Source organism: Catenulispora acidiphila DSM 44928, from assembly GCF_000024025.1.
Lineage (GTDB): Bacteria > Actinomycetota > Actinomycetes > Streptomycetales > Catenulisporaceae > Catenulispora > Catenulispora acidiphila.
On sequence record NC_013131.1, the window covers coordinates 8,637,278 to 8,662,294 of the forward strand.

Annotated in this window: 21 protein-coding genes; 13 read left to right on the top strand and 8 right to left on the bottom strand. The window is 68.5% G+C overall.

Going from position 1 to position 25,017, the window contains the following annotated elements:
- Genes CACI_RS36800 through CACI_RS36820 form a run of 5 tightly spaced genes read left to right on the top strand, consistent with a single transcriptional unit; the run spans position 1 to position 5,743 of the window.
- Positions 1-954, top strand: a complete 954-nt coding sequence (locus CACI_RS36800) for an ABC transporter permease (protein ID WP_015796000.1) — start codon at positions 1-3, stop codon at positions 952-954.
- Positions 951-1,874, top strand: coding sequence for an ABC transporter permease (locus tag CACI_RS36805; protein WP_015796001.1), 924 nt, complete (start codon positions 951-953; stop codon positions 1,872-1,874). Before CACI_RS36800 ends, CACI_RS36805 begins: the two co-directional genes overlap by 4 nt.
- A gap of 5 nt (positions 1,875-1,879) precedes the next feature.
- On the top strand, positions 1,880-3,004 hold the full coding sequence (locus CACI_RS36810; RefSeq protein WP_015796002.1) for an ABC transporter ATP-binding protein: 1,125 nt from the start codon (positions 1,880-1,882) through the stop codon (positions 3,002-3,004).
- An 11-nt stretch (positions 3,005-3,015) separates the two neighbouring features.
- Positions 3,016-4,332: a flavin monoamine oxidase family protein gene (locus CACI_RS36815; protein WP_015796003.1), complete on the top strand. Its 1,317-nt coding sequence runs from the start codon at positions 3,016-3,018 to the stop codon at positions 4,330-4,332.
- Complete coding sequence (locus CACI_RS36820; RefSeq protein ID WP_015796004.1) at positions 4,325-5,743, top strand: aminobutyraldehyde dehydrogenase; 1,419 nt, start codon at positions 4,325-4,327, stop codon at positions 5,741-5,743. Before CACI_RS36815 ends, CACI_RS36820 begins: the two co-directional genes overlap by 8 nt.
- Here CACI_RS36820 and CACI_RS36825 read toward each other — a convergent pair.
- From CACI_RS36825 to CACI_RS36835, 3 genes are all read right to left on the bottom strand, one after another.
- The gene (locus CACI_RS36825; RefSeq protein ID WP_015796005.1) at positions 5,733-6,491 is read right to left on the bottom strand and encodes a sterol desaturase family protein; all 759 of its coding nucleotides are present in this window, start codon (positions 6,489-6,491) and stop codon (positions 5,733-5,735) included. The genes CACI_RS36820 and CACI_RS36825 overlap by 11 nt on opposite strands.
- Positions 6,488-7,183, bottom strand: a complete 696-nt coding sequence (locus CACI_RS36830; protein ID WP_041543285.1) for a FadR/GntR family transcriptional regulator — start codon at positions 7,181-7,183, stop codon at positions 6,488-6,490. Before CACI_RS36830 ends, CACI_RS36825 begins: the two co-directional genes overlap by 4 nt.
- Before the next feature lie 306 nt (positions 7,184-7,489).
- Positions 7,490-7,942 carry a hypothetical protein gene (locus CACI_RS36835; RefSeq protein WP_015796007.1) on the bottom strand — a complete coding sequence of 151 codons (453 nt, stop codon included), beginning with the start codon at positions 7,940-7,942 and terminating at the stop codon, positions 7,490-7,492.
- Between the two features lie 90 nt (positions 7,943-8,032).
- Here CACI_RS36835 and CACI_RS36840 point away from each other — a divergent pair, with 90 nt between their 5' ends.
- Positions 8,033-9,154 (top strand): DUF4062 domain-containing protein, encoded by a 1,122-nt coding sequence (locus CACI_RS36840; RefSeq protein WP_015796008.1) that lies wholly within the window; start codon positions 8,033-8,035, stop codon positions 9,152-9,154.
- A gap of 118 nt (positions 9,155-9,272) precedes the next feature.
- Here the strand turns inward: CACI_RS36840 and CACI_RS46585 are convergent, their stop codons facing one another.
- Both CACI_RS46585 and CACI_RS36850 read right to left on the bottom strand, forming a co-directional pair.
- Positions 9,273-11,753: a beta strand repeat-containing protein gene (locus CACI_RS46585; protein WP_015796009.1), complete on the bottom strand. Its 2,481-nt coding sequence runs from the start codon at positions 11,751-11,753 to the stop codon at positions 9,273-9,275.
- A 173-nt stretch (positions 11,754-11,926) separates the two neighbouring features.
- Positions 11,927-12,661 carry a DUF6008 family protein gene (locus CACI_RS36850; RefSeq protein ID WP_041540695.1) on the bottom strand — a complete coding sequence of 245 codons (735 nt, stop codon included), beginning with the start codon at positions 12,659-12,661 and terminating at the stop codon, positions 11,927-11,929.
- A gap of 473 nt (positions 12,662-13,134) precedes the next feature.
- Between CACI_RS36850 and CACI_RS36855 the strand changes: the two genes are divergently transcribed.
- The 3 genes from CACI_RS36855 (at position 13,135) to CACI_RS36865 (ending at position 19,617) form a co-directional block, all read left to right on the top strand.
- Positions 13,135-15,153 (top strand): putative Ig domain-containing protein, encoded by a 2,019-nt coding sequence (locus CACI_RS36855; RefSeq protein WP_015796011.1) that lies wholly within the window; start codon positions 13,135-13,137, stop codon positions 15,151-15,153.
- Between the two features lie 263 nt (positions 15,154-15,416).
- Positions 15,417-18,302 (top strand): PKD domain-containing protein, encoded by a 2,886-nt coding sequence (locus CACI_RS46590; RefSeq protein ID WP_049871831.1) that lies wholly within the window; start codon positions 15,417-15,419, stop codon positions 18,300-18,302.
- A 259-nt stretch (positions 18,303-18,561) separates the two neighbouring features.
- A complete protein-coding gene (locus CACI_RS36865; RefSeq protein WP_015796013.1) occupies positions 18,562-19,617 on the top strand; it encodes a DUF4349 domain-containing protein in 1,056 nt (351 codons plus the stop codon).
- A 71-nt stretch (positions 19,618-19,688) separates the two neighbouring features.
- Here CACI_RS36865 and CACI_RS36870 read toward each other — a convergent pair whose 3' ends face one another.
- Entirely contained in the window at positions 19,689-20,603 is a 915-nt protein-coding gene (locus tag CACI_RS36870) for a helix-turn-helix domain-containing protein (RefSeq protein ID WP_015796014.1), read from the bottom strand.
- A gap of 220 nt (positions 20,604-20,823) precedes the next feature.
- Here CACI_RS36870 and CACI_RS36875 point away from each other — a divergent pair, with 220 nt between their 5' ends.
- The 3 genes from CACI_RS36875 (at position 20,824) to CACI_RS36885 (ending at position 22,866) form a co-directional block, all read left to right on the top strand.
- Positions 20,824-21,408 (top strand): papain-like cysteine protease family protein, encoded by a 585-nt coding sequence (locus tag CACI_RS36875; RefSeq protein WP_015796015.1) that lies wholly within the window; start codon positions 20,824-20,826, stop codon positions 21,406-21,408.
- Positions 21,409-21,422: 14 nt separating this feature from the next.
- Positions 21,423-22,259 (top strand): hypothetical protein, encoded by an 837-nt coding sequence (locus CACI_RS36880; protein WP_015796016.1) that lies wholly within the window; start codon positions 21,423-21,425, stop codon positions 22,257-22,259.
- A gap of 274 nt (positions 22,260-22,533) precedes the next feature.
- Positions 22,534-22,866, top strand: a complete 333-nt coding sequence (locus CACI_RS36885; protein ID WP_015796017.1) for an RNA polymerase-binding protein RbpA — start codon at positions 22,534-22,536, stop codon at positions 22,864-22,866.
- Between the two features lie 82 nt (positions 22,867-22,948).
- On the opposite strand, the gene CACI_RS36890 is transcribed toward CACI_RS36885, so the two are convergent.
- Positions 22,949-23,155, bottom strand: a complete 207-nt coding sequence (locus tag CACI_RS36890; RefSeq protein ID WP_015796018.1) for a cold-shock protein — start codon at positions 23,153-23,155, stop codon at positions 22,949-22,951.
- A gap of 321 nt (positions 23,156-23,476) precedes the next feature.
- Here CACI_RS36890 and CACI_RS36895 point away from each other — a divergent pair, with 321 nt between their 5' ends.
- Positions 23,477-24,259, top strand: coding sequence for an NYN domain-containing protein (locus tag CACI_RS36895; RefSeq protein ID WP_015796019.1), 783 nt, complete (start codon positions 23,477-23,479; stop codon positions 24,257-24,259).
- 41 nt (positions 24,260-24,300) lie between these two features.
- On the opposite strand, the gene CACI_RS36900 is transcribed toward CACI_RS36895, so the two are convergent.
- Positions 24,301-24,984, bottom strand: a complete 684-nt coding sequence (locus tag CACI_RS36900; RefSeq protein ID WP_015796020.1) for a DUF4352 domain-containing protein — start codon at positions 24,982-24,984, stop codon at positions 24,301-24,303.
- Positions 24,985-25,017: the final 33 nt, after the last annotated feature.

Below are 25,017 nucleotides of genomic sequence, written 5' to 3' on the forward strand. Positions count from 1 at the left end.
GTGCTCGACACCGCATCCGAACCCACCGCCGATCCCACCGGTCGGGCCGGACGGAACGGCCCGCATATTCCGCGGATCCGCGCGTCCCGGCGCCGTCCGGCCTCCGAGGACACCCGCATCTGGAACCGCCTGGCGCTGCCCGGCACGCTGTGGATGTCGCTGTTCTTCATCTCCTCGCTGCTGCTGCTCGCCGCGCTGTCCTTCGGGACCACCGACGACTTGGGCAACCCGCACTTCGGCCGCACGCTGGACAACATCCGGCGGCTGGCCGCGCCGGCGTACCGGACAGTGATGCTCCGTTCGCTGGAGTACGCCGCGCTGACCTCGCTGCTGTGCCTGCTGATCGCCTACCCGGTCGCCTACGCCATCGCGCTGCACGCCGGGCGCTTCAAGAACGCGCTGATCGCCGCGATCGTCGTGCCCTTCTTCGCCAACTACCTCGTGCGGATGTACGGGTGGTCGGTGGTGCTCTCCGACGACGGACCGGTGCTGCGCTTCCTGCGCGCGATCGGACTCGCCGACTCGCACACGAAGATCCTCAACACCGGACCCGGCGTCATCGCCGGCCTTGTCTACGGATTCGTGGTCTTCATGGTCATCCCGCTCTACGCGGCCCTGGAACGGCTCGACATCTCGTTGATCGAGGCCGGACGCGATCTGTACGGCGGACCGCTGCGCACGTTCCTGTTCGTCACGGTGCCCGCGACGCGGCAGGGCGCGGTGGCCGGGATGGTGCTGGTGTTCCTGCCGGCGATGGGCGACTTCGTCTCCGCGCAGTTCCTGGGCGGGCCGAACCAGATCATGATCGGCAACCTGATCCAGGACAAGTTCTTCGAAGGCCAGGACTGGCCGCTCGGCTCGGCGCTCACGATGCTGCTGATGGCCGTGCTCCTGATCGGCATGTTCGGCTACCTGCGGCGCGCCCGCAAGGACGAGGCGGAGGCGACCCGATGACCGCTGCGACGCACCCTTCCCCACAACCCGCTTCCCCGCAGTCCTCTGCCCACCAGGGCCCTGCCCCGCAGCCCGCCTCGCGGCGCCGCCGGTTCCGTCCGCGCCGACGCGGCGTCGAGGCCAAGCCCCGCTTCGCGATCGTGGTCACCGCGCTGTTCTTCGTGCTGCTCTACCTGCCGATCGCCATGGTGGTGCTGTTCTCCTTCAACTCCCAGAAGTCGCTGACGGTCTTCAAGCACTTCAGCACTCGGTGGTACTCGGCCTTCTTCCACGACCACGTCCTGCTGTCCTCGCTGGGCATGAGCTTGAAGATCTCGCTGGTCGCGATGATCGGCTCGGTGGTGCTCGGCGTGGCGCTCGCTCTGGGCTTGGTCCGCGCGCGGGGCAGGCTCGGTACGTACTCCGGCTTGATCATGCTGGTCCCGCTGATCACCCCGGAGATCGTCACCGGCGTGGCGTCGCTGATGCTCTACAAGGGTCTGAACATCACGCTGTCCACCGGCACAGTGATGATCTCCGAGATCACCTTCTCCATCTCCTATGTGACGGTGATCCTGCGCTCGCGGGTCGCCGCGCTCAACCCGGAGGTCGAAGAGGCCGCCATGGACCTCGGCGCGACGCGGTGGCAGGCGTTGCGGCTGGTGACGCTACCCGCGCTGCTGCCGGCCATCCTGGCCAGCGCCGTGCTGATCTTCGCCCTGGTCTTCGACGACTTCGTCCTGGCCTACTTCACCACCGGCGTGGATCCGCAGCCGCTGGCGGTCCGCATCTACTCCGCCATCCGCTTCGGCGTCGAGCCGACCATCAACGCCGTCGGCACGCTGATGCTGGCCGGTTCCATCACCCTCATCGCCGTGGCCCTGTCCATCCCGCGTCTGTTCGGCCGCTCCGGCGGCCTCGACCTCCTGTCCGGGGACTGATACCCATGAGCACCACCCCTTCCGCGCTCTCCCCCACCACGCCCGACCCGTCCGCCACGCCCGCGGTACGGCTGGACCGGATCACCAAGAGGTTCGGCGGCGACAACGACACTGCCGCCGCCGTCGCCGATCTGAGCCTGGACATAGCCCCCGGCGAGTTCTACTCGCTGCTCGGGCCCTCCGGCTGCGGCAAGACCACGACCCTGCGGATGATCGGCGGCTTCGCCGATCCGACGTCCGGCTCGATCCTGCTCGCCGGACAGGACGTGACGCGGTTGCCGCCGAACAAGCGGAACGTGAACACCGTGTTCCAGAGCTACGCGCTGTTCGACCACCTCTCGGTGGCCGACAACGTGGCCTTCGGCCTCAAGCGCGCCGGCGTCGCCCGGGAGGAGATCCGGCGGCGGGTCGGCGAGATGCTGGAGCTGGTGCAGCTGACGACGTTCGCCGACCGCAAGCCGCGCACGCTGTCCGGCGGTCAGCGCCAGCGCGTCGCACTGGCCCGGGCCCTGGTCAACCGGCCGGCGGTCCTGCTGCTGGACGAGCCGCTGGCGGCGCTGGACCTGAAGCTGCGCCGGCAGATGCAGATCGAGCTCAAGCAGATCCAGCGCGAGGTCGGCATCACCTTCGTGTTCGTCACCCACGACCAGGACGAGGCGCTGACCATGTCCGACCGGGTGGCCGTGATGAACGCCGGACGCGTGGAGCACTGCGGGACGCCCGAGGACGTGTATGAGCATCCTGAGACGAAGTTCGTCGCGTCCTTCATGGGGACGTCGAACCTCATGACCGGCGTCTACCGGTCCGGCGCGGTGCAGATCACCGGCGGTCCGGCGATCGCCGTGGGACCGTGCCCGGAGATCACCGAAGGCAGCGAGGTCAGCATCTCGATCCGGCCGGAGAAGATCTGGCTCTCGGACTTCGAGGCGGACATGCCGCGGGCTCGCGGCGTCATCAAGGACACCGTCTACTCCGGTCCGACCACGACCTATCTGATCGAGCTCGCGCCCGGCGTGACCGTGGCCGCGCTGGAGCAGAACACCGCGCGGTCGCGGAACGAGGACCGCTGGGAGGGCGGGGAATCGGTGGAGATCGCCTGGAAGCCGGAACACTGCCTGGTCCTGGCCTGAGAGGAGGATTCATGCACCACTACGACGTGATCGTCCTCGGCGCGGGTCTGGCCGGGCTGGCTGCCGCGCGGGACCTGGGCGCCGGCGGCGCGGACGTCCTGATCCTGGAGGCCCGGGACCGGGTCGGCGGACGGGTCGAGCAGGCAGTGCTCGGCGACGGCCGCATCCTGCAGCTCGGCGGCGAGGTGGTCGGGCGCGCGCACACCGCGTATCTGGGCCTGGTCGGCGAACTCGGGCTGACGCTGGTACCCAGCTACGTCGCCGAGCCCGGCGTCATCGCCCGCGCCACACCGGAGGAGGTCTCCGCCGGCGACCCGCCGCACTGGTTCGGTCCGAAGGACGACGACTGCCAGCGGCGGGTGACGCAGGGGTTCGTGGACATCGCGCGGACGGTCGACCCGGACGACCCGTGGTCGCATCCGGACGCCGCCGCGCTGGACGCGCTGTCTGTCGGGCAATGGCTGCGGTCGGTCGACGCGACGCCAGAAGTGCTGCGGTTGTGGGAGATCGGGCAGCTCAGCCTGGCCAGCGGTTCGGTCGAGCGGACGTCGATGCTCGGCGCGCTGCGGAAGAACGCGGCGGTGCCGAGTGCGGGTCACTACGACTACGAGGACTGGGAAGGGCTGCGGGTCACCGAGGGTTCGGCGACCGTCGCGCTGCGGATGGCCGCCGAACTGGGGTCCCGGGTGCGGACCGGGGCTGCGGTGGCGGCTGTCGATGTGCGGCCGGGGCGCTGCACGGTGCGGCTGGCGGGAGGGGAGACGCTGACCGCTGACGCGGTGGTCAGCGCGCTCCCGGTGGGACCGTTGCGGTCCGTCGCGGTGAGCGGCGTGTCGGATGAGCGGCTCGCTTCGCTGCACGCTCAGCGGCAGGCCTGTGCGGCGAAGCTGGCTGTGGCGTACGAGCGGCCGTTCTGGCGCGAGCAGGGGATGAACGGTCTGTCGGAATGTGAAGGAGTGCTCGGCAGTACGTGGCCGCAGGGCGAAGGGTTGCTCTCGGCGCTGATTCCGCCGGAGCGGTACGGCGTGATGCTCGGCATGCCGGCGCAGTTGCGTATGCGGGAGCTGATATCCGATGTCGCGCGGCTTTACGGTCCGGAGGCGGAGCAGCCGATCACGGCGTACCTGCGGATGTGGGGAACCGATCCGTGGACGCAGGGCTATGTGACGCAGTGGGCTCCGGGAGATGTGATGCGTGTCGGACCGCTGCACGGTACACACGAGCCGCCTTTCTATGTGTGCGGCTCGGATCAGTGGGTCGCCGGGTATATGGAAGGCGCGGTGCGGACCGGACGCGCGACGGCTGCGGAGGTGCTGCGTCGTGGATGAGATCCCTGATGTCCTCAATGTTGTCGGCGGGCAGGAATCTGCGGCGGTCTCCGGCGCGCGGCTGGATCTGGTCGATCCGTCGACCGGCCGGGTCGCTGGGCGCTCGGCGTTGTCCGGCGCTGAGGACGTCGACGCCGCGTGCGCTGCCGCGGCCTCGGCTTTCGAGTCCTGGTCGGTGACCACGCCTGCTGAACGACAGCGGGCGTTGCTGCGTATCGCCGATGGCGTCGAAGCGCGCGCCGAGGCTTTCGCCGACGCGGAGGTGCGCGAGACCGGCAAGCCGCGCGCGTTATTCCTTCGGGACGAGTTCCCGGCGATCGTCGACGCGCTGCGGTTCTTCGCCGGGGCGGCTCGGAACATGCCGGGTGTGGCTGCGGCGGAGTACGTCGAAGGCCGGACCTCGGCGCTGCGTCGGGAGCCGGTCGGTGTGTGCGCGCAGATCACGCCGTGGAACTATCCGCTGATGATGGCTGCGTGGAAGCTCGCGCCGGCTGTGGCTGCGGGTAACAGCACGGTGTTGAAGCCTGCTGACACCACGCCTTCGTCGGCGTCTTTGCTCGCGCGCGTCGCTGCGGAGCACCTGCCGCCGGGCGTCGTCAATGTCGTGTGCGGTGATCGGGAGACCGGGCGTGCGTTGGTGGCGCATCCGGCGGTTCGCCTTGTCGCCGTGACCGGGAGCGTCCGTGCCGGTCGGGAGATCGCGGCTGTGTGTGCCGGTGATCTCAAGCGTGTTCATCTGGAGCTTGGGGGGAACGCGCCGGTTGTCATCCACGACGACGTCGATGTGGAGGCGACGGCAGCCGAGGTGGCTGCCGTCGCGTTCTACAACGCCGGGCAGGACTGCACTGCTGCGACGCGGTTGCTAGTGCACGCTTCGATCCACGACGCCTTTGTGGATGCGTTCGCGAAGCAAGTGGCTGCGCTGCGCACCGGTCCGGTCGCCGATGCCGACTTCGGTCCTCTGAACAGCGCGGCGCAACTATCGGCGGTGCGCGGTGTTCTGGAGCGGCTGCCGGCGCACGCGGACGTGGTCGTGGGAGGCCGCGCGCTTGACGGCGCCGGCTGGTACCACGAGCCGACGGTGGTCGTGCAGGTCCGGCAGGACGACGAGATCGTGCAGGAGGAGACGTTCGGGCCGGTCGTCACGGTGCAGCCGTTCGGTACCGAGGCCGAGGCGATGGCGCTGGCGAACGGGGTTCGGTTCGGACTCGCGGCGAGCGTGTGGACGCGCGATCACGACCGGGCGATGCGGGCCGTACGCGGGTTCCAGACCGGCATCGCCTGGGTCAACACGCATGGCACGACGGTGTCCGAGATGCCGCACGGCGGGGTCAAGCACTCCGGGTACGGCAGTGATCTGGCGATGTCCGGGTTGCTTGATTACACGCAGGTCAAGCACGTCATGATCTGATGCGGTCGCGCGCGTCCAAGGCCTTGGCCGTACTCGACACGGCGACGTCGTCCTTGTCGGGATAGGTGTTCAGCACCTTGTCGGAGACCGGCGTGATGATCCCGAACCAGTAGTTCTCGTTGCGGAAGTGGTGGAACTGGTGCGTCCGGCGGATCGTCTTGTAGAGCGAGGACTGCGGGCGGTAGGCGGAGTGGATGAGGAAGTGCGTCCACTCATAGGTGGTCATCGAGGCGATCGCGGTGGCGAAGCCGGTGAGCGCCGGTCGCAGAGCCCTGGCTCCGGCGAGGTTGGCCAGCGCGAGCACGGCGATCGACGGCGCCACCGCCGGGCGCGGGATGAAGACGAGGTCGGGGTCGCGCGGGTCGCTGTGGTGGGCGCGGTGCGAGCTGGCCAGCAGGCTGTCGGCGACGGCACCGTCCTTCTTCTCGCGCGGACGGCGGTGCAGGACATGGACGTGGATCATCCACTCCACGAACGGTTCCGTCGCCAGGATCGCGGCGGCGGCCACGGCATCGCGCCTGCTCCACTTGCCGAGGACGAGGCGCGTGGCAGCGGCGGTCGCGGTGGTGGCCGCCAGCGCGCGGGAGTTTGGATGCCGGGCGAACAGCGACGCCGCTTCGCGCAGCGTCATGCCGGAGCGGGTGAAGGCGGTGCGGGTGACGGCGGTGCGGTTCGAGACGGTGCGGTTCGAGACGGTGCGGTTCGAGGCGTTGCGATTGTTGTCAGCGTTGTCGGCGACAGCGGTCATCGTCCCTCCAAAAATGCGGTGATGGCGGCGGTACCCAACCCGAGCAGCTCGCCGGCGGCAGCCCGTGCACGCTCCGGATCGCGAGCCTCGATCGCGGCGATCACATCCTCATAGCGCCGCACGGCGGTGATCTCATCGGCGAGGACATCGGCGACCAGCGCGGCAGCCGGGGCGTAAGCCTGTCGCAGGGCATTGAGCGACAGGCGGTAGCAGATGTTCTGCGAACCGTCGACGATTAGATCCCAGAACACTGATTCCAAGTCATGGCCACGTCCCGCACCCTCGGCAACAGCACGACGCAGCCCAGCGGTATCCGCCAAACGCAGCGCGCACAACGCCGCCGCGTCAGCACCGACCGCCTGCCGCATCTCCATCACCGACCGCACAACCTCGGCGTCAAGCGAACCATCCGCCCGCCGAAACAGCCGCGGCAGCAAATCCAACCCAGCGGCATCACGGTAATCAAGCACCCGCGTCCCACCACCATGCCGAATCTCCACCAACCCCAGCTGATCCAGCCGCTGAAGCGCCTCCCGAACCACCTGCCGCGTCACCCCGAGCTCCAAGGTCAAAGCCCGCTCAGACGGCAACGCCGAACCAGGATCAAGACTGCCATCCAAGATCCGACCAAGAATCTGCTCAAAAACAGCAGCAGCAACACTGCTACGGACGACCGGCGCGAACGTGTTCACGTCCGTGAGTCTGGCCACCGGTGGTCCGGTGGTCAAGTGGTACGACCACTTGAATTCACTGACCTCTCAACACGGATCAACACTGTGGTGTGCGCGCCGTCAGCCGATATCGCTGCGATGGCGCCGACCCAGCGGTAGTTCCTGGTCCAGTTCGAGTAGACGTTCGCTGTCGGCCGCCGAGAGCATGCCATTCCCACGGGCGCCCAGGTCGCACAATCGGCGACCAGCCGAAGACGAACCACGGTGCTGCAACCGTTGCCGTGAACCCGTTTTCACTCAGGACGCATACCGCCGACCTGTTCCGTATCAAGCATTAGCCACGCATACCGCTAGCAGTGACAATCCATAGAACATAATTGCGACATGGAGGATCACCCACAAACTATGCAGCCGGATGCGATGCAGCCAGGGAAAGGCGCGGTAATGATCCGCTCGAGCCTGCACCAATCTCTGATCGCTACCCAAGATCCCAAGCTCTACGAGATCCTGGGTCAAAGCGCGCGCCTGCGACAGGTGGTAAGCAGCCCGCTCGTAGTACTTCGATACAGCCACTGCACCATACAGGCCCGCCAGCATGATGAAAATGCACAAGGGGATGACGTATAGCGAGAAGTGCTGTTGCGCGATCAGAGCGCTCAGGGCGGCTGTGATGACAATCAACAGGTTGGTCAATGCCGAACGCTGAGTCTCGCACTGGCGCAGTTGCTCTCGATGTTCCTTCCAGTAGGCGCGTACCGCCTCATCTGAGATCCCTGCCACTAGCCCCTGCCCCTCACCCGCACTCAAGATAGAATGTGCGAGAACCAGTCTAGTTCACCGGAAAACCCCTACCAGCGGAGACGGCGTAGCGTGAAGATCTTCATCAGCAGCGCACGAAAGGGTCTGGAGAAAGAGCGCGACTCGCTTCCCGGCTTGATCACTGCGCTGGGTCATACACCAGTACACTTCGAGGACTTCTCAGCCCAGTCCACGCCCAGTCGAGAGGCATGTCTGGCTGCCCTGGATTCGGCGGATGTTTGCCTGCTCCTGTTGGGCCCGAACTACGGCCACATTTTCCCGGAGACTGGACAGTCTGCCACCCATGACGAATGGATTCACGCCCAGGTCAAGGGGATTCCGCGGCTCGTTTTTCGCAAGGCCGGGGTGAAGCTCGAGCCCAAGCAGCACGAGTTCGCCCAAACCGTGGAGGCATACGCCACAGGCGTATTCCGGACTACCTTCGAGGACACCCCAGATCTCCAGATCAAGATTGCCCAAGCGCTGCGCGAGTTGGGCTCGAAGCCGTCCCCCCTTGAATTCAAGAGGTTGACTCAGCCGCTGGCAATAAGCTGGACTTCGGCGGAAAATGGAGCGAATTCCCCTCTTAGTGACCGCGGAGCTCTCCTCGAAACTCACGTCGCACCCGTGGATCACTCGGGATACTCTGCTCGCGAAATGGAGTCGTTGATCAATTCGATGCAGAACCGCGTTCGCGCGACCCACTACATCCAGAACGACGTCGCGCTTAGCCTCTCCCGGTCAAAGGATCATGCGGTCGTCAGAATTGAGGACAGTGATCGTCCGGCCTGGGACAAACCCAAGGCCGGAAGGCTTCTCGAAGTTCGGCTATACCAGACTGGTCAGATCTCAATCAGAGCCACGCTCCCAAGAGACCGGATAGGATCAATTCTGGATCGTAAGGCGCTAACCCAGCAGATCGCTGAAATGCTTCGACTTACGGGAGCCTTGGGCATCATCGAGCAGGGGCATGTAGCGGTAGCAGTTGGAGTGTTGCCAGAGATGACCACCAGCGTCGACACCTTTGATCCAAACCACCCGCGGTCCAGTGCCCAGTTCATGCGCTTCGGCCAGTCGCCTGACATGGTACGGATCGAGCCGGACGAATCGGTCAACCTCACAGCCTTGGGGGTCGGAGCAGGCGAAGTGGCTGGCAATCTCTCTCAAGCACTGTTTACTCAGCTCACGATGTAGTTCAGGAGTGGAAACCACGTGCCGCATAGGAAGGAGCCAGTCCGTCGGCGGCGATACGCACATGGGCTCGCCCAGCACCTGTGTGCCAGGGAGCCCACGTCATGTGCTGCCGTCGCGACTACCGCCAAGTGAGGGTGTCGCGCAAGAACTTCATGTATTGCGCGGTCAAGCCGTCCTTGGAGGTCTTGCCGTCGTTGTACCAGACCACGTCGCCGTCGTCCTGTGCCATGGACAGCGGGCTGCCGGACACCAGCGGGTCGGGTACGTTGCCGATGATCTCCCAGGCGCCCGAGGCGGCGGAGGTCGGCATGGTCAGCGCGTCCTTGGCCGGCGCGTCGGTGGCGACGCCGTCCCAGGAGTAGAGGGCGGCGGCGTTGTTGGAGCCGTCGGCGGTGCCGGACACGATGACGTACTGGTTGTCCGCGTTCTTGCGGATGTCGCGGATTCCGAGGCCGCCGAGGTCCATCTGGATGGCGTTGCCGAACGTCGCCTTGCTTGCCGCGCCGGTCACCAGTTGGTCGACGTTGGTGGCCGGAACGATCAGGGCCTTGGTGCGGTTCGAAGGGCTTTCCTGCGGAGCACGGAAGGCGAAGTACGCGGTGCTGGTAGAGCTCGGGGCGAACTCCATGCCTTCGATGTTGAAGCCTGCGGGGTCCTTCGAGCCCTGACCTTCGGCGGCGGAGGCAGCCAGCCCGAGAGTGTTGCCGTTGGCCTTGTCCCACGCGACCATGTCGGCGCGCAAGTTGGTGTACGCGCCGACGTAAGTCAGGTTCGTCGAGGCGCCTGAGCCGGCGATGTCGGTGGCGAAGAGGGTGTCGGTCGCGGGTTCGAGGTTGCCGGCGCTGCCGCTGTTACTCATCGACCCGGACCAGTAGATGCGGTTGCCGACCCGCGCTCCCGCCTCGATGTCGACCGCGTCGGTGCCGTCGGGGAGTATGGCGGTGAAATCGAAGGTCTTGATCGGAGTCGTCACGCCTTGCTGGTACAGGTACAGCACATTGGTCTCGTCGTCGCCGATCAGGAAGTAGCCGCCGCCTGCGTCGATCATCACCGAGGCGTTGCCGATGCCGGAGTAGTAGTCGGCTGCCGGGTCGGACGCGTCGGCGATGGACGCGGCGTAGGCGATCGTCCCGGTCGCGGTATTGCCGTCGGGGGCTGTGGCGGTAACCGTCAGCGTGGCGTAGCCGGCCTTGGCCGGGGTGACGGCCAGCGTTCGGGTGGGGCCGGTGCCGGAGAACACCAGCCCTGAGGACGGAACGACGCTGGTGCTGGAGGACTTCGCGGTCAAGGTCACCGCGGACGCGCCGTAGTAGGCGTCGCCGATGGTGAGTGTGGCAGCCGGATTGTTGGTGTTGCCCACGGCGCCCAGCAGAGTCGCCAGTGACGCCGCCAGGGTCGGAGTCTTGCTCCCGCTCGGCGTCGAGGCCGGTGTTGACGGCGGCGTTGACGCCGGCGTCGAAGTCGGTGCCGTGGACGGGCTGGTCGGACCGGTACCGCCACCGGCGGTCGGCGCCAAGGCAATGCCCCGGAACGCCTGCTTGGACGGTGCGGTAGCCAGCGTCGTCACCGACCCGGATAGGCTCGCGCCCACGCCGGCGGAGTCGGTGAGCGTGGACAGCGTGCCGCTCGTCCCCGAGGACCCGCTGCCGGTCGCGTAAAGCACGGCCTTGCCGCCGACGACCGAACCGGTCAGGTCCACGACGTTCGACAGGCTCTTGCTGCCCTCAGCCTTCCAACTCCCGTTGGCCAGGCTGAACTTCTCGATCTTCCCGGCGCTGTTGTCCGAGACGTACATCGTGTCCGCTGCGCTGCCTCCGGACAGGTTCAGCAAAACCGCGTTGTATGGGTCGCCGCTGCTCTCCGGGCTGCCCGGCAGGTTCGCCACGCTCTGCCCGGAGGTGGTTGGCGTACCGGTTCCCACCGTGGAGACCCCGACGTTGCTCTTGTTCGAGGTCGTATACAGCCGCCCGCCGACGACCTGCACCTGGCGCACGTTGTCTCCGGTCAGCTGGGTGTACGTACTGGCGCCGAGGGTGGCGTAGCCGATGCCGGCGGCCCCGGAGACCCAGATCCCGGTGCCGTCGGTGCTGGTGGCGCCGCGCACGTTGTTGCCGTCGGCGAACCCCTTGAGCACGGTGGAGGTGTCCACGCCGCCGTCCGCGCCGACTCGGGCGAGGGTCACGTCGTCGGTGCTCGACACGCTGCTCGTGCCGACGGCCTGGTGGTAGCCGGGGACCAGCAGGTAGCGGCCGTCCGCGGACAGGGTGAGCTCGCCTTCGGAGGTGGCGCTGCCCGATGCGGTCACCTCGTGCGCGGCGCCGTTGTCACCGGTCGGCAACGCGACGGAGCGCACCAGCGATCCTGCAGGGCTGTACTCGTCCAGGAACACCGGCGCGGCCTTGTCGCTCAGCGAAGTGCTGCCGTCGCCGACTCGGTAGACCACGATGTCCCCGGCCGTGAAGACCGAGGACGCCGCGGCGGTGCCGGCGGCGATCGGCACGATGGCGGCGCCCAGGGCCAGCGCCCCGGCGACCGCGGCGCCGATCACGGCGCGCCGCTTGGAAATGGGAGAGCCGGGTGGGGGAAGGGTGCCGCTCATGCCAGGCGCTGCCTTTCGACGGGGATGGCCGCCCCAGCCGCGCACGAAGCCACCTCGCCGACCAGGGCACAAACGGCGAAAGCTTCGCGCATGTTCGTGGCCTGAGAGTGAACCCGGAAAGACATGTGGGGGCGGGAGCAAATGATCTGCTCCCGCCCCCGTGCGAACGACTATTAGGTGAGCGCGTCCACCGGGACCGGCGGCGTGACAGGTGATTCGTCGAAGGAGTCGCGGATCTGACCTTGTTCTCTCCGCAGGTGGTACAGGGCCATGGCGAAGATGGCCGAGCCCATGACGTTGGCCCAGAAGTGCCACCACACGCGATAGGTGGTGGCTCCCGGACCGGGGGTCAGCTGGCCGAACCAGGTGGACAGCCCCACCGCCTGCTTGGCGCCCAGCCACACCGACACCGTCAGCGACAAGTGCTCCAGGCCGTGGATCCCCTGCATCCACACGCCCATCTTGCCCCACCAGCGGGTCCGGGTGTTCCGGGCCCGCCGGCTGATGACCATGACCGCAGCCAACCCGGACAAGAAGATGAAGTTGCCGACCAGGTGCAGAATCTCCATCCCCAACGTCGGACGCGACTTGTCGATCTGCCCGAAGCCCCGCGCCATCCCCGTACCCCACGGCGTCATCCACGCCGGCGCCTCCGGATGCCAAATCCAGTACACCGCCTGCGCCACATGCTCAGTCAGATGCCCGATCTGACCCACAACCCCGATCAGAATCACCGCCATGCTGACCTTGTAGACCCGCATACTCTTGCCCTGACGGTCAGCGAACGCCAACCCGGCCACCGCCGCCCACATCACCACAGCCCACACCAGCAGGCCCACAGCCCCCAACGTGTCGAGCATCGGCACTGAATGGCCGCCACTCATGTTCATCCCCGGCATATCAGGCATGTTCGGCAACGTCTTCTCCCCCTTCCAGACGCGGAGAGAGCAGGAATCAGAGTCCTGTCCGTCCGCTGGAATCGGTCCCGTGTAAGCGTCCGATAAAGGACGCCTCTGCCGGGCAGAGTAGGGAGCGGCGCCCGGTGAGGGCTTCTCGCTGCGTGCCTTACGTCATGAGCCCATCAATAGATGCGCGCAGCGACGCGCCATCGCCGTATCTTCGCGGCGGTCGGAAGCACCCGCAGGGGTTTGTCAGAGGCCGCGCAAGGGTTTTGCGGCGCCGCCGGGGGGCTGTGGCGGGGGCACGTCAAGGACCGGCGTAGGGCACGGGCACGTTGTCTAGACCTGTTGGCGGGATTACGGTGCGGCTCAGCGGGGCGGCCGGCCCTCTCGCCTGGGTCCGGCCGTCGAATCCCATTCCTGGACGGACGGCTCGTGGCGTGCCGCGAGCCTGATGTCCCCTGCCATGGAAAGGAGTCCGAGTGGACAACCTTCGCTCGGCAACACGCTGGCGGTCCGGTACGGCCGCCCGGTTCGCGGCCCTGGTGGCCGCGTCCGCGTTGGTGTGGGGCGGCGTCACGAGCGCTGCTTCGGCCAGCTCGATCGCCTCCGCCTCCACCACCGTTTCGCACTCCGCGTCCACCTCAGCCTCGACCACGACCACGACCACGACCGTGACCGCGACCAAGACCGGCGCCGCTGCGGACTACGTCCACTCCTGCACCGCCCCGACGCGCCCCGGCCAGATGTCGTGTCTGGCGCTGCGCCGTACCGACGTCCGGGAGCATCCGGCATCGGCCGGCCTGGCCGTCTCCGGCTACGGTCCGTCCGACCTCCTGAGCGCCTACAACCTGCCGGGCGGCGGGTCGGGCCAGACCGTCGGCATCGTCGACGCGCAGGACGACCCGAACGCCGAGAGCGATCTGGCGGCGTACCGGTCCAACTACGGCCTGCCGGCGTGCACCACGGCCAACGGCTGCTTCAAGAAGGTCGACGAGAACGGCGGGCGGAACTACCCCACGCCGGACACCGGCTGGGCCGGGGAGATCTCCCTGGACCTGGACATGGTCTCGGCGGTCTGCCCGGCGTGCCACATCGTGCTGGTCGAGGCCGCCTCGGCGAACATGTCGGACCTCGGTGCCGGGGTGAACCAGGCGGTGGCTCAGGGTGCGAAGTTCGTGTCCAACAGCTATGGCGGTTCCGAGGACTCCTCGGACACCTCCTCGGACAGCGCCTACTTCAACCACCCGGGCGTGGCCATCACTGCCAGCACCGGTGACTCCGCCTACGGCGCGGAGTACCCGGCGACGTCGCAGTACGTGACGGCGGTCGGCGGCACCTCGCTGAACCGCGGCGGCGGCACGCGCGGCTGGAGCGAGTCGGTCTGGTTCACCAACTCCACGGAGGGCACCGGCTCAGGGTGCTCCTCCTACGACCCGAAGCCGTCCTGGCAGCACGACACCGGCTGCTCGCGGCGGATGGAGGCGGACGTCTCGGCGGTCGCCGACCCGGCCACCGGCGTCGCGGTCTACCAGACCTACGGCGGCAACGGCTGGTCGGTGTACGGCGGCACCTCGGCGTCGTCCCCGATCATCGCCTCGACGTGGGCCCTGGCCGGCGCGCCGAACCCGGGCGACCACGCGGCGCAGTACCCGTACAGCCACACCGGCAGCTTCAACGACGTGACCAGCGGCCGCAACGGCAGCTGCTCCCCGGCGTACTTCTGCACCGCCGGCGCCGGCTACGACGGCCCGACCGGCTGGGGCACGCCGAACGGCACCAGCGGCTTCAGCGCGGGCACGGCCGCCGAGACGGTGTCGGTCACGAACCCGGGGAACCAGAGTTCGGCGGTCGGTTCCAAGGCGTCCCTGCAGATCTCCGGCTCGGACTCGGCGGGCAAGTCGCTGACCTACTCCGCCACCGGTCTGCCGGACGGGCTGTCGATCAGCAGCACCGGTCTCATCACCGGGAGCCCGACCACCGCCGGGACCTTCTCGGTGACGGTGACGGCTTCTTCGGGCACCGCCACCGGATCGACCAGCTTCAGCTGGACGGTCAGCCCGGCAGGCGGCGAGACCGTGTCGGTGCGGAACCCGGGGAATCAGAGCTCGACGGCCGGAACCCCGGCGTCGTTGCAGATCTCCGCGGCAGACTCGGCGGACAATCCGCTGACCTACTCCGCCACCGGTCTGCCGAGCGGACTGGCGATCAGCAGCACCGGTCTGATCTCCGGGACTCCGAGCGCCGCCGGGACCTCCTCGGTGACGGTGACCGCGTCCTCGGGCACGGCCACCGGCTCCACCACCTTCACCTGGACAGTCACCGGTTCCGGAGGCGGCGGCTGCACCGGGCTCACGCCGTGGAGCGCGAGCACGTCGTACGTGCCGGGCGACGTGGTGGCGTACAACGGCGACAAGTACACCTCCACCTGGTACTCGACCGGAGCCACCCCGGGCGCGCCGGCCTCGTGGGCGGTGTGGCAGGACAACGGGACCTGCTGATCGGTGAGGTCGGCTCGCATCCGAGCTGACGAGACGGCTCCGGGGGCGTCGCGATATTCGCGGCGTCCGCGGAGCTGATGTGTGTCGGCACGCAGCCGTCCCCAGCGGGAACCCGCCACTCGTGGCGGGAACCTGCCACTCCCGGCCGAGGGGGACTACCCTCGAAACCGCTCCACCCTACGCAGAACATTGACTTCGTCGGGATGAGAAGGACGCTGACCATGCCACGCACTCGGACACGCCCGCGATTCGGGCGGGCACTCGTGCCCATACTCGCGACCCTCACACTCACCGCCGCGACGGTCCTGCCCGCCACGGCCTCCGCGGCCGGTGCGGACCCGTCGCAGAGCACAGCGACAGCGCCGGCCGCGACGTCCACCGCGGCGTCGCTGACCCAGGCCTTCGCGGCCGGGCGGCACGTCGACGACACCGCGATCGGCGGTATCCGTGACGGATCGCTGCACACCGGCGCCGCCGACGGCCGTACCTGGGCCATCGCCGCGTTCGCCACGGCCGAGACGGCCAAGCCGCAGGAGGCGGTCGGGCTGCAGGACGCCGACACCGGCGTCTTCGTCCAGACCGGGAGCAGCTGGCATCTCGTCAGCACGGGCCTGTACGGCTGCGCCGTCGGTCTGCCCGCCGCGCTGAAGACCGCGTGGGGCATCTCCGCCTCGAGCGTGTGCACGGGTTCGGCGCCCGCCGAGCAGGCTCAGGCGCGCAAGGCGTTGGCGGCCGACACGCAGGCGGCGACGACGCCGGCGGACACTACGCCGCTCGGCCAGAAGATCGCCGACATCGCGCTGAGCCAGGTCGGGGTCCAGACCGATCCGCCGGTGCCGAACTTCAGCACCATCGACTGCGACCCGTACAGCACCCTGGTCGCGGGCTTCTCCTCCGACAGCGACGGCTGCGGCTTCGACTCCAGCTTCAACGTCAGGAACCAGAACGAGACCTGGTGCGCCGACTTCGCGAAGTGGGTCTGGCAGCAGGCGGGCGTCACGGCGGACATGAACACGCTGAACGCCGGCGCGGTCTCCTTCCACACCTGGGCGGTGCACCAGGGGCAGAACCCGCAGGCGAACAGCGGGACGCCCGAGCCGGGCGACGCAGTGCTCTTCTACTCGCCGGGCCGGCTCCCCAACGGCTTCGCCGACCACGTCGGCCTCGTCTCCGCCGTCCACCCCGACGGCTCGATCGACATGGTCAACGGCGACTTCTCCGGCGGCGCGGCGGTGAACGTCCAGTACGACCAGAACATCACCGACCTGGCCGCCTTCGCCGCGAGCGTCGAGGGCCCGGGCGAGCAGTGGGCGCTGGTGACCCCGCCGACCACGGCGCAGCAGCCGAACCCGGCCGGCACGATGGACGCCGCCACGGTCGCCGTCGACGGCGCCACGGCGCGGTTCCACGCGTCCGGCTCGGTGCCCGGCGGCACGATCACCGGCTACTACTGGACCTTCGGCGACACCCGGATGACCAACGAGACCGGCGCCGACGTGACCCACGTCTTCAGCGAGCCGGGCACGTACACCGCCACCGTGACGATCACCTCCAGCTTCGGCACCACCACCACGGTGCGCAAGAACATCCAGGTCCTCGCGGCCTCCGCGGCGATCGCCACGGCGCCGACCGACCAGATCTGGTACGACCCGCTGCCGGTGGTGCAGTACACCTTCGTCCGTTCCCAGGGCGGCCTCGCAGTCGACTACTGGAACGGCGGGCAGTGGATCCAGTGGAGCGTCCCGGGCACCCCTGACGCCACCGGCAACATCACAGCCCTGACGTTCCCGGACGCGGCGAACCGGTGGGTGAACACCGCGCACGCCTTCTACCGCACCGCCGGCGGCGGGCTCGCCGAGACCACGCAGACCCCGACCGGTTGGCAGACGCAGGCCCTTCCCGGCACGGCGATCGCCGGCGGCGCGGTCAACGCGACGACGACGGCCGACGGCAGCGTCGAGGTCTTCTTCGTCAACGCGCACCGCCAGCTGTCCGCGGACGTGCAGTCGGCCTCCGGCTGGACCACTCACGTCCTCGACCCGGCACCGGTCGCGCAGCCCGGCTCGCTGGTGCTCGCCGACACGACGAGCGGCCCGGTGATCCTCGGGATCGGCCCGGGCGGCCTGGTCACCTCGAGCACCGACATCGGCCCGGCCTGGATCACGGTTCCCATGGCGGCGTTCGCGGCCAAGGGCAGCAGCCTCGCCGCGGCCACGACGGCCTCGGGCACCGCGGAGGTCTTCTACACCACGCCCTCCGGCACGCTCGGTACCGCGACCCAGGACGGACCGCGCTGGAAGCCGTCCACGCTGCCCGGTTCGCCGGCAGCGAAGACCGGCAAGTCCGCGACGACCTACCTGCTGCCCTCGGTGCTGCCGGCGGTCGTCGGCGACTTCCCGCAGCCGCCCGGCACGCTGACCGACACGAGCGTCAGCGCTCCCCTGGGCATGGAAGTGTTCTACCTGACCGCGTCCGGCGCGCCGGGGGTCACCTACAACGACGGCACCGGCTGGCAGACCAAGACCCTGCCGGGATCGGCTGACGGCATCGTGGGCGCGAGCGCCTACCAGGTCGACGAGGAGCCCTCGAACCTGTACCTGACCACCGGGAGCACCATCACCGAGGAGACGACCGGGGCACGCAGCGGCGATCCGTCCGGCTCCTGGAGCACGGCGCCGGCGCTGCCCACCGCCCCGTCGACCTGGGCGAACCAGATCGTCCTGTACGCGGCCGACGCCGCGGACGCGACGACCGCGCGCGCCGCCGCCGACGCCGCCGGGCTGCCCGCGCAGCAGGTGACCACCTCCTTCGCGACGGCCTGGGCCGACACCCTCGACGGCAACTACCTCGTCTACGCGGTCGGCACCCCGGCAGTCCGCGCGCTGTACAGCAACGTGTGCAACTGGGCGAACCCGTCCGACCTCCCGGGACCGGGCACCCCGTTCTCCTACGGCGTCGACCCGGTGAACTCGGTGGCGCAACTCGGCGCCGGCAACTTCGTCAACGCCGCCGGCGCCACCGCCACGGACACCCAGGCGATCGCGACGGACCTGGCGTACTACGCGCTGCACGGCGTGCTGCCGCCCGGCGTGACGTCGGTGCCGCCGCAGGTCGGTGCGCCCTATGCCTGTATGGGGAGCCCGAGCTAATCAACTGCCATCTCGCATCGCCCCGGGTCAGCAAGCGCTGGCGCGGGGCGATGCGGTTCTTGGGCGCACAAGCGGCGGCGGTCTGGACATCCACACAGGACTGAGGAAGGCAGGCTTCGTCCATCCCGCTCCACAACAGACACCAGTCTGTGACCGAACCGTGAGGCCGTAAGCGGGAACCGCGCGGCGTGCGGCGCCGTCCCACTGCTGTTACGGCTCCGTCACAGGGCGGAACCGGGGTCTCGGGAGGGCCGGGCGGATGAGACAGGGTGCTCATAGAGGGCGGATGGTGGCGGTGGCGGCCGCGGTCGTGGTGATCGGGCTGAGTGCGGGATGCGGTAGCAGCAAGAGCAGCAGCTCGGCGGCGTCGAGTGTGGGCAGTGTGGCGGCGGGCGGCAACGGGGGTAGCGGCGGCGGGTTGTCCGGGGCGGCGCCGAAGGCGGGCGCGGCGCCGGCTTCGGGGAACTCGCTGGCCAAGACGCCGGTGGCCGGCCGCAGTCTGGTCTACACCGCCAGCATGACGGTGCGCACGAAGGATGTCGCGGGCGCCACCGCGAACGCCGAGACGCTGGCGGCGAGCAACGGCGGGTTCGTGGGGGACGAGAAGTCCCTGTCCGGGACAGTGGCGGATGTGAAGGGCCTGACTCAGTCGACGGTGACGCTGCGTGTGCCGTCAACCGCCTTCGACAAGGTGATCGGGCAGCTGGACAGCGGAGGGGTCGTGCAGGACGAGACCCGCTCGGCCTCCGACGTCACCTCGCAGGTCGTGGACACCAGCACGCGCATCACCGCACAGCAGGCGAGCATCAACCGGATCACCGATCTGATGAAGAACGCCGCGAACCTGTCGGACGTGGTGACGCTGGAAAGCGAGCTCTCGCGGCGCGAGGCGGACCTGGAGTCGATGCAGGCGCAGCTGGCCACCCTGAACGACCAGGTGTCGATGTCCACGATCACGGTCACCTTCCTCGTGCCCGAGGCACCGGCACCGCACCCCGTGGTCAAGCACCAGAACGCCCTCCAGCGCGGCCTGCACGACGGCTGGCAGGCGTTCACCGGCACGGTGAAGGTGCTGCTGGTGATCGTCGGAGCGCTGCTGCCGTTCGCAGTCCTGGTCGCAGTGCTGTGGTGGCCGGCGACGCGGGTGATGCGGTTCGTCGAGCGAGTGCGCGCACGGCAGAGGCAGAAGGCTCGGACGGGCAGCAGCGTCTTCGCCCCGGCAACAGTTCCGGCCAATGTTCCGGCGGGTGTCGCGGCGGGCGGAGGCGATCAGCCGGGCTCCACGACCGGCGCAGCCTCAGACGACTCCGAGTAGGCACAGGTGCGTGCCGAGGTCGGCGCGGTGGCCGGGGCATCGCTTCCGGTCGGCGCTCCGGCGCGGGCTGCCTACTCCCACTCCCACCGAATCCCGACAATCCCCGGCGGCACCGGATCCACATTGATGTGCACCGCGTGGTGTCCGGTCATCGCCAGCTCCTCCTCGACCGCGCCCCGATAGGCGAAGCAGGCCACTGGCAGCCGCGCCGGGGCGAATCGGACCTGTAGTGCGTACTGTCCCGCTGGGAAGCGGAAGCCGCGGTGGAAGTCGCGGCATTCGACGGCGGCGTGGTCGGTCACGGCGTAGCGGATCAGGTGGGTCTGGTGGGGACGAAGGGTTAGGTCGAAGAGGAGTTCGGCGACCAGGAGGCCGGCTTCGGGGTCGCGGCGGACGCGGCCTAGGCGGCAGTTCTCCAGGGCCTCGACGCCGATGCGGGCGATGTCAGCGCCCGGGTCGGCGTCGACGATGGCGACGTAGCGGTCGACGTCGTCCTGGTGGGCGCGCAGGATCTGGAAGGTCTCGCGGCGCGGGGAGCAGCCCTGGTCGTCGATCCAGACCTGTTCGTGTTGGGCGGCGATGTGGAGCTTGGTGTCGGCGACGGTGCCCAGGGACGCGAGCATGTCGGTCAGGGCGGCCCAGGTGGGGAGGATGTGCCGGTATTCGCGCGAGCCCGCCGGCAGTCCCACTCCGTGTCCGCGGGGTCGGGGTGGTCCGAGCAGGACCAGCAGGGAGCCGGCCGGCAGACCGAGGATGTCTTCGAGGGCTGATACGGCGCGCAGCGAGGCCGGGCGTTCCGGTCGGCGGCGGCCGTTCTGCCAGCAGCTCAGGGTGGCGACGCCGACGCGGACGCCGCGCTCGGCCAGGTGGCGTTGGAGGCTGTCCAGCGAGAGGCCGCGCGCGGTGACGGCGGCGCGGAAGGCCTCGGCGAACGGGCCGGTGCGCAGGGCCGTCGCGGTGGTGGGCGAACCGGTGTGAATGTTCACAGTGAGACACGGAACTGCGGTGTTCAGGAGACTGTCAAGGTGTGCTGACCCGGGGTTTGCGCGGCGTTCACACCGGCTCGGGTTGTGAAGGACCGCTACCGCGTTCACCGTGTCGCCGCAGCGCTTACCGGGACGCTGTTCGCGCTGTTCAGGGCGGACCTACGGTTACGCCACCGTTCACCATTCACCTCCACCAGGACGGACTCGAGAGGAGTCCCGCGTGTCCCCCACACCCCACGCCAAGCGTCCCGGACGATCGCGTATCGCAGTGCTCGCAGCCGCGGTGGCGCTGCTCACCACCATCGCGGTGCCGGCGTCGGCCGCGACCGCCAACCAGCTGTCCATCACCATGCAGTCCCAGCAGTACTCGAACTGGTGCTGGGCCGCCACCGGCAACACCGTCGCCAGCTTCTACGGCTACCGCTACTCGCAGAACCAGTTCTGCGACATGGCGTTCGGCAACTCGACCAACGCCTCGTGCTCGAACTCGCAGGCCTCGCTCGCCAACGACCAGAACGCGTTCGAGCGGATCGGGATCTCGCCGGGGAACTACGTCACCGGCTACCTCTACTACTCCTCCATCATCCGGGAGATCGATGCCGGACGGCCGGTGATGGCGCGGATCCAGTGGTCCTCCGGCGGCGGGCACATGGAGGTGCTCTACGGCTACGACCAGAGCCAGAGCTGGGTCTACTGGGGCGACCCGTGGCCGTCCGACGACCGCTACAACTGGGGCTCCTACACCTACTACGTGAGCAACGATTCGTTCTCCTGGACCCACTCTCTCGACTACATCGGCGCGTGAGGAGGCGGCAGACGATGAGACTCACCAGGATTCCCGCCGGGAGCGCGACCACCGCGATCGCCGCCGCGATGATGGTCACGATGAGCGGCACCGCTCACGCCGGCGCGACCGTCCCCGCGGCGCCCGCGATCCCCGCAGCTCCGTCGCCCCACGACGTCGCCGCCGCGCGTGACGCCGCGAACGGTGCGCTGCCGACCGTCGGCCAGTTCTTCGCCTCGGGCGGCCACAAGCCGCAGGGCGACGCGCACCAACTCGCCGCGGCGGCAGCCGCCGCAGCACCCCGCATCGACGGCGCGACCGTGCCGGTCTACTACCTCTCGCCGGCCTTCGTCGCGGACCCGTCCGCCTCCGGAACAGCCACGCCGGTGGCACAGCTGTCCTTCCTGGCCACCGACACGATCAGCGCGAGCGGTACGCACGCATCCGTGTGGACCGCGGATGTCGGCTCCCAAGGCTGGAAGGTCGTCAACATCGCCTCAGGCTCTGACGAGACCACATACACAGCTCAGGCGACACCAGGCGCCGCCGTCTTCGAAGAACCGCAGATCGGCGCCTGGTACCAGGTGGTCGGCGGCCGCGTCCTGCCGCTGAACGCCGCCGCGCGCGCTTCCGTCGGAAGTGGCGTCACGCTCGCCGACTACCACCAGCTGGTCCGCACTCGCTACGCCGACAAGATGCCGGGCAGCGCCTACGACAAGGCAGGTCTGGCCGGCGGGTTCCAGCCGACCGTAGCGAGCAAGAACTCGTCCACGAACACCGCTCCGCTCACCGCCGGCGTGGTACTGATCGGATTCGGAGTGGTCGGCGCCGGAGCCGTGAGCTGGCGACGGTCGAGAGCACAGCGCGTCTGATCAGGATTCTGATGCCGCTCGGCGCCTCGTTCCGCAGGCGTTGGGCGGCATCGCCATGCCGCGCGCCAAGCTGCGCCTCGGCGCCGACCGCGGTGACCGTCCGGAGCTGACTCGACACTCACCGCATGGAGCGGTTGCCGCACAGCCGAATCGCCGGTCGGCGAGCATCGCGCGAACAGGCGCTACGGCTTTTATGAGGGCGTACTGTTCGTCACAGCGGGACGGTTCGCTCAGCTGAGCTCAGAGCCGGCCGCGGCAAAGGAGGCCCCACACTATGGCGCGGACCGGAATACGCGGGAGCAGGATAGGCGCAGGACCCAGAGGCGAGAACGAACGAGGGCTGTCGGTCGCGCGGATCGCGGTGACCTTCTGGTGTGCGATCGGCCATTCGACCAGCCCGGTCTTCGCGGCGACCGCGGAAGTCCCGGTGACCTGGGACTGCCACGACTGCAACCGTCCGGCGGGCCGGGACCCCGAGAATCCGCCGGCTCTGATCCCGACGGCTCCGTTCAAGTCCCATCTGGCGTATGTCCGCGAGCGGCGCAGCGACGCTGACGCCGAAGCCATCCTCAGCGAGGCGCTCACCCGGCTCCGCGCAGCCGCTTGACGTGAGAAAAGTACTGCCCGGCACCTGAATCAGGTGCCGGGCAGTACTTAAGAAACGTCCGGAAAACCGGGCGAGCGGTCCGCTACCGGGCCGGAACGATGTTCACAGCCTGCGGGCCCTTCTGGCCCTGGGTGACCTCGAAGCTCACGCGCTGGCCCTCCTGGAGCTCGCGGTAGCCGTCGGCCGCGATGTTCGAGAAGTGGGCGAAGACGTCGGCGCCGCCGCCGTCCTGCTCGATGAAGCCGAAGCCCTTTTCCGCGTTGAACCACTTCACGGTGCCATCGGTCATGATTTTTCCTCCTGGTATGGGGAACGAAAGGAATCTCCGCACTGCGCGAAGCCCTGGCCGCCGAAATGAACCCCGCCCGGAGAAACCCGGAAAACAAAAGACGCCTGAGCCGCAAAGCATCAGGCGCACATTAAGACATGGGTACCACGACTGCAACAAGATCAAGGTAGCACAGATTTTGGAGTGGTGCAGATTTTGAAGTGATGCAGATCGTGGAGTCGGCGGCACCGCGCGGCGCGGTGCGCACGGATCCGGCCGGTGATCGCTACGGTGGCTGACATCTCGGACTGACATCTCGGACGGACTCGAAGGGAACAGCCCATGGTCGCGGAGAACCCGGTCAAGCTGGCGGTGCTGATCGACGCCGACAACGCCCAGCCGTCCAACGCGGCGACGCTGCTCGCGGAGATCGCCAAGTACGGCACGGCGCACGTCAAGCGCGCCTACGGCGACTGGACCGGGACCAGCCTCAAGGGCTGGAAGGAGCACCTGCTCGCGCTGAGCATCCAGCCGATCCAGCAGTTCGCCTACACCTCCGGCAAGAACGCCACCGACGCCGCGATGGTCATCGACGCCATGGACCTGCTGTACTCCGGGCGCTTCGAGGGGTTCTGCATCGTCTCCTCCGACAGCGACTTCACCCGCCTCGCGGCCCGGATCCGCGAGTCCGGCCTGATCGTCTACGGCTTCGGCGAGCGCAAGACGCCGAAGCCGTTCGTCGCGGCGTGCGACAAGTTCGTCTACACCGAGAACCTCGCCTTCGCCGAGGAGGGCGCGTTCCCCGACGAGATCGTCCCGAGCACCGTGGAGAAGCCGACAGCCAAGATCGCGGCGACGAAGCTGCGCGGCGACGCGAAGCTGGTGAACCTGCTGCGCAACGCGGTTGAGGCGGCCAGCGACGAGGACGGCTGGGCCGGGTTGTCCGGCGTCGGCCACATCCTGACCAACCAACAGCCGGACTTCGACTCCCGCACCTACGGCTACCCCAAGCTCAGCAACCTCGTGACCGCGACCGGCCTGTTCGACGTCGACCGCCGCAGCACCGGCGAGGGCAAGCCGGCGCAGATCCACATCAGGGACAAGCGGTACGAGTCGCGGCCGTAGCGCGCGTCGGACGCCGCGTCCGACGCGCGCCGGAGCCGGCCTCAAACCCCGAGGTCGATGACCGGCGGGTCCCCGGGGGTGACGGTTCCCTGGGCGGTCATCAGGGTGCCCTTGAAGACCAGGCGAAGACCCTTGGCGCCCTTGGGCGCGATGAAGACCAGCTCGCCGGTCTGCTTCTCGCCGGGCTTCAGGTTCAGCAGGTTCAGGCGCACGTTCGCGGGCAGCTCGTCGGTCGCCACGATGTCGGGCAGGATCTCGTGGTCCGCGCTGTCGCGGACTTCGAGGTCCATCATCGAGAAGGCGCCCGCGCCGGCGGTGTTGGCCAGTTCGACGTGGAGCTTGAGGTACTCCTGGTTCGAGGCCGGATGCAGGGAGTAGCCGGCCGGCGGGTTGTACGGGTAGGTCACGACGTCGACCTTGAACTTGAAGCCGCTGCGCTCGACCCAGTCCGAGGTCTTGTTCGTGATGGCCGGCGGCGTGGCCGACGGGTCCGCCGAGGCGGTGTCCGAGTCCGATGCCCCCGAGGACGGCGCGGACGACGTGTCGGATGCCGACGTGCTCGAGGCGGCCGACGAGGCCGTGGTCGAGGCGGCTGCCGAGCCCGTGGCGGAGGTCTTGCCCGCCGCGGTCGGAGCCGAGCCCGAGGACGAACAGGCGGTCATCGCCAGCGCGAGCACGGCCGACGCGCCCAGTAGCAGAGCAGACTTCGTTGATCGCTTGGACACAAGTCCCCCGGTTGGTTGATGGCTGCTGAGATC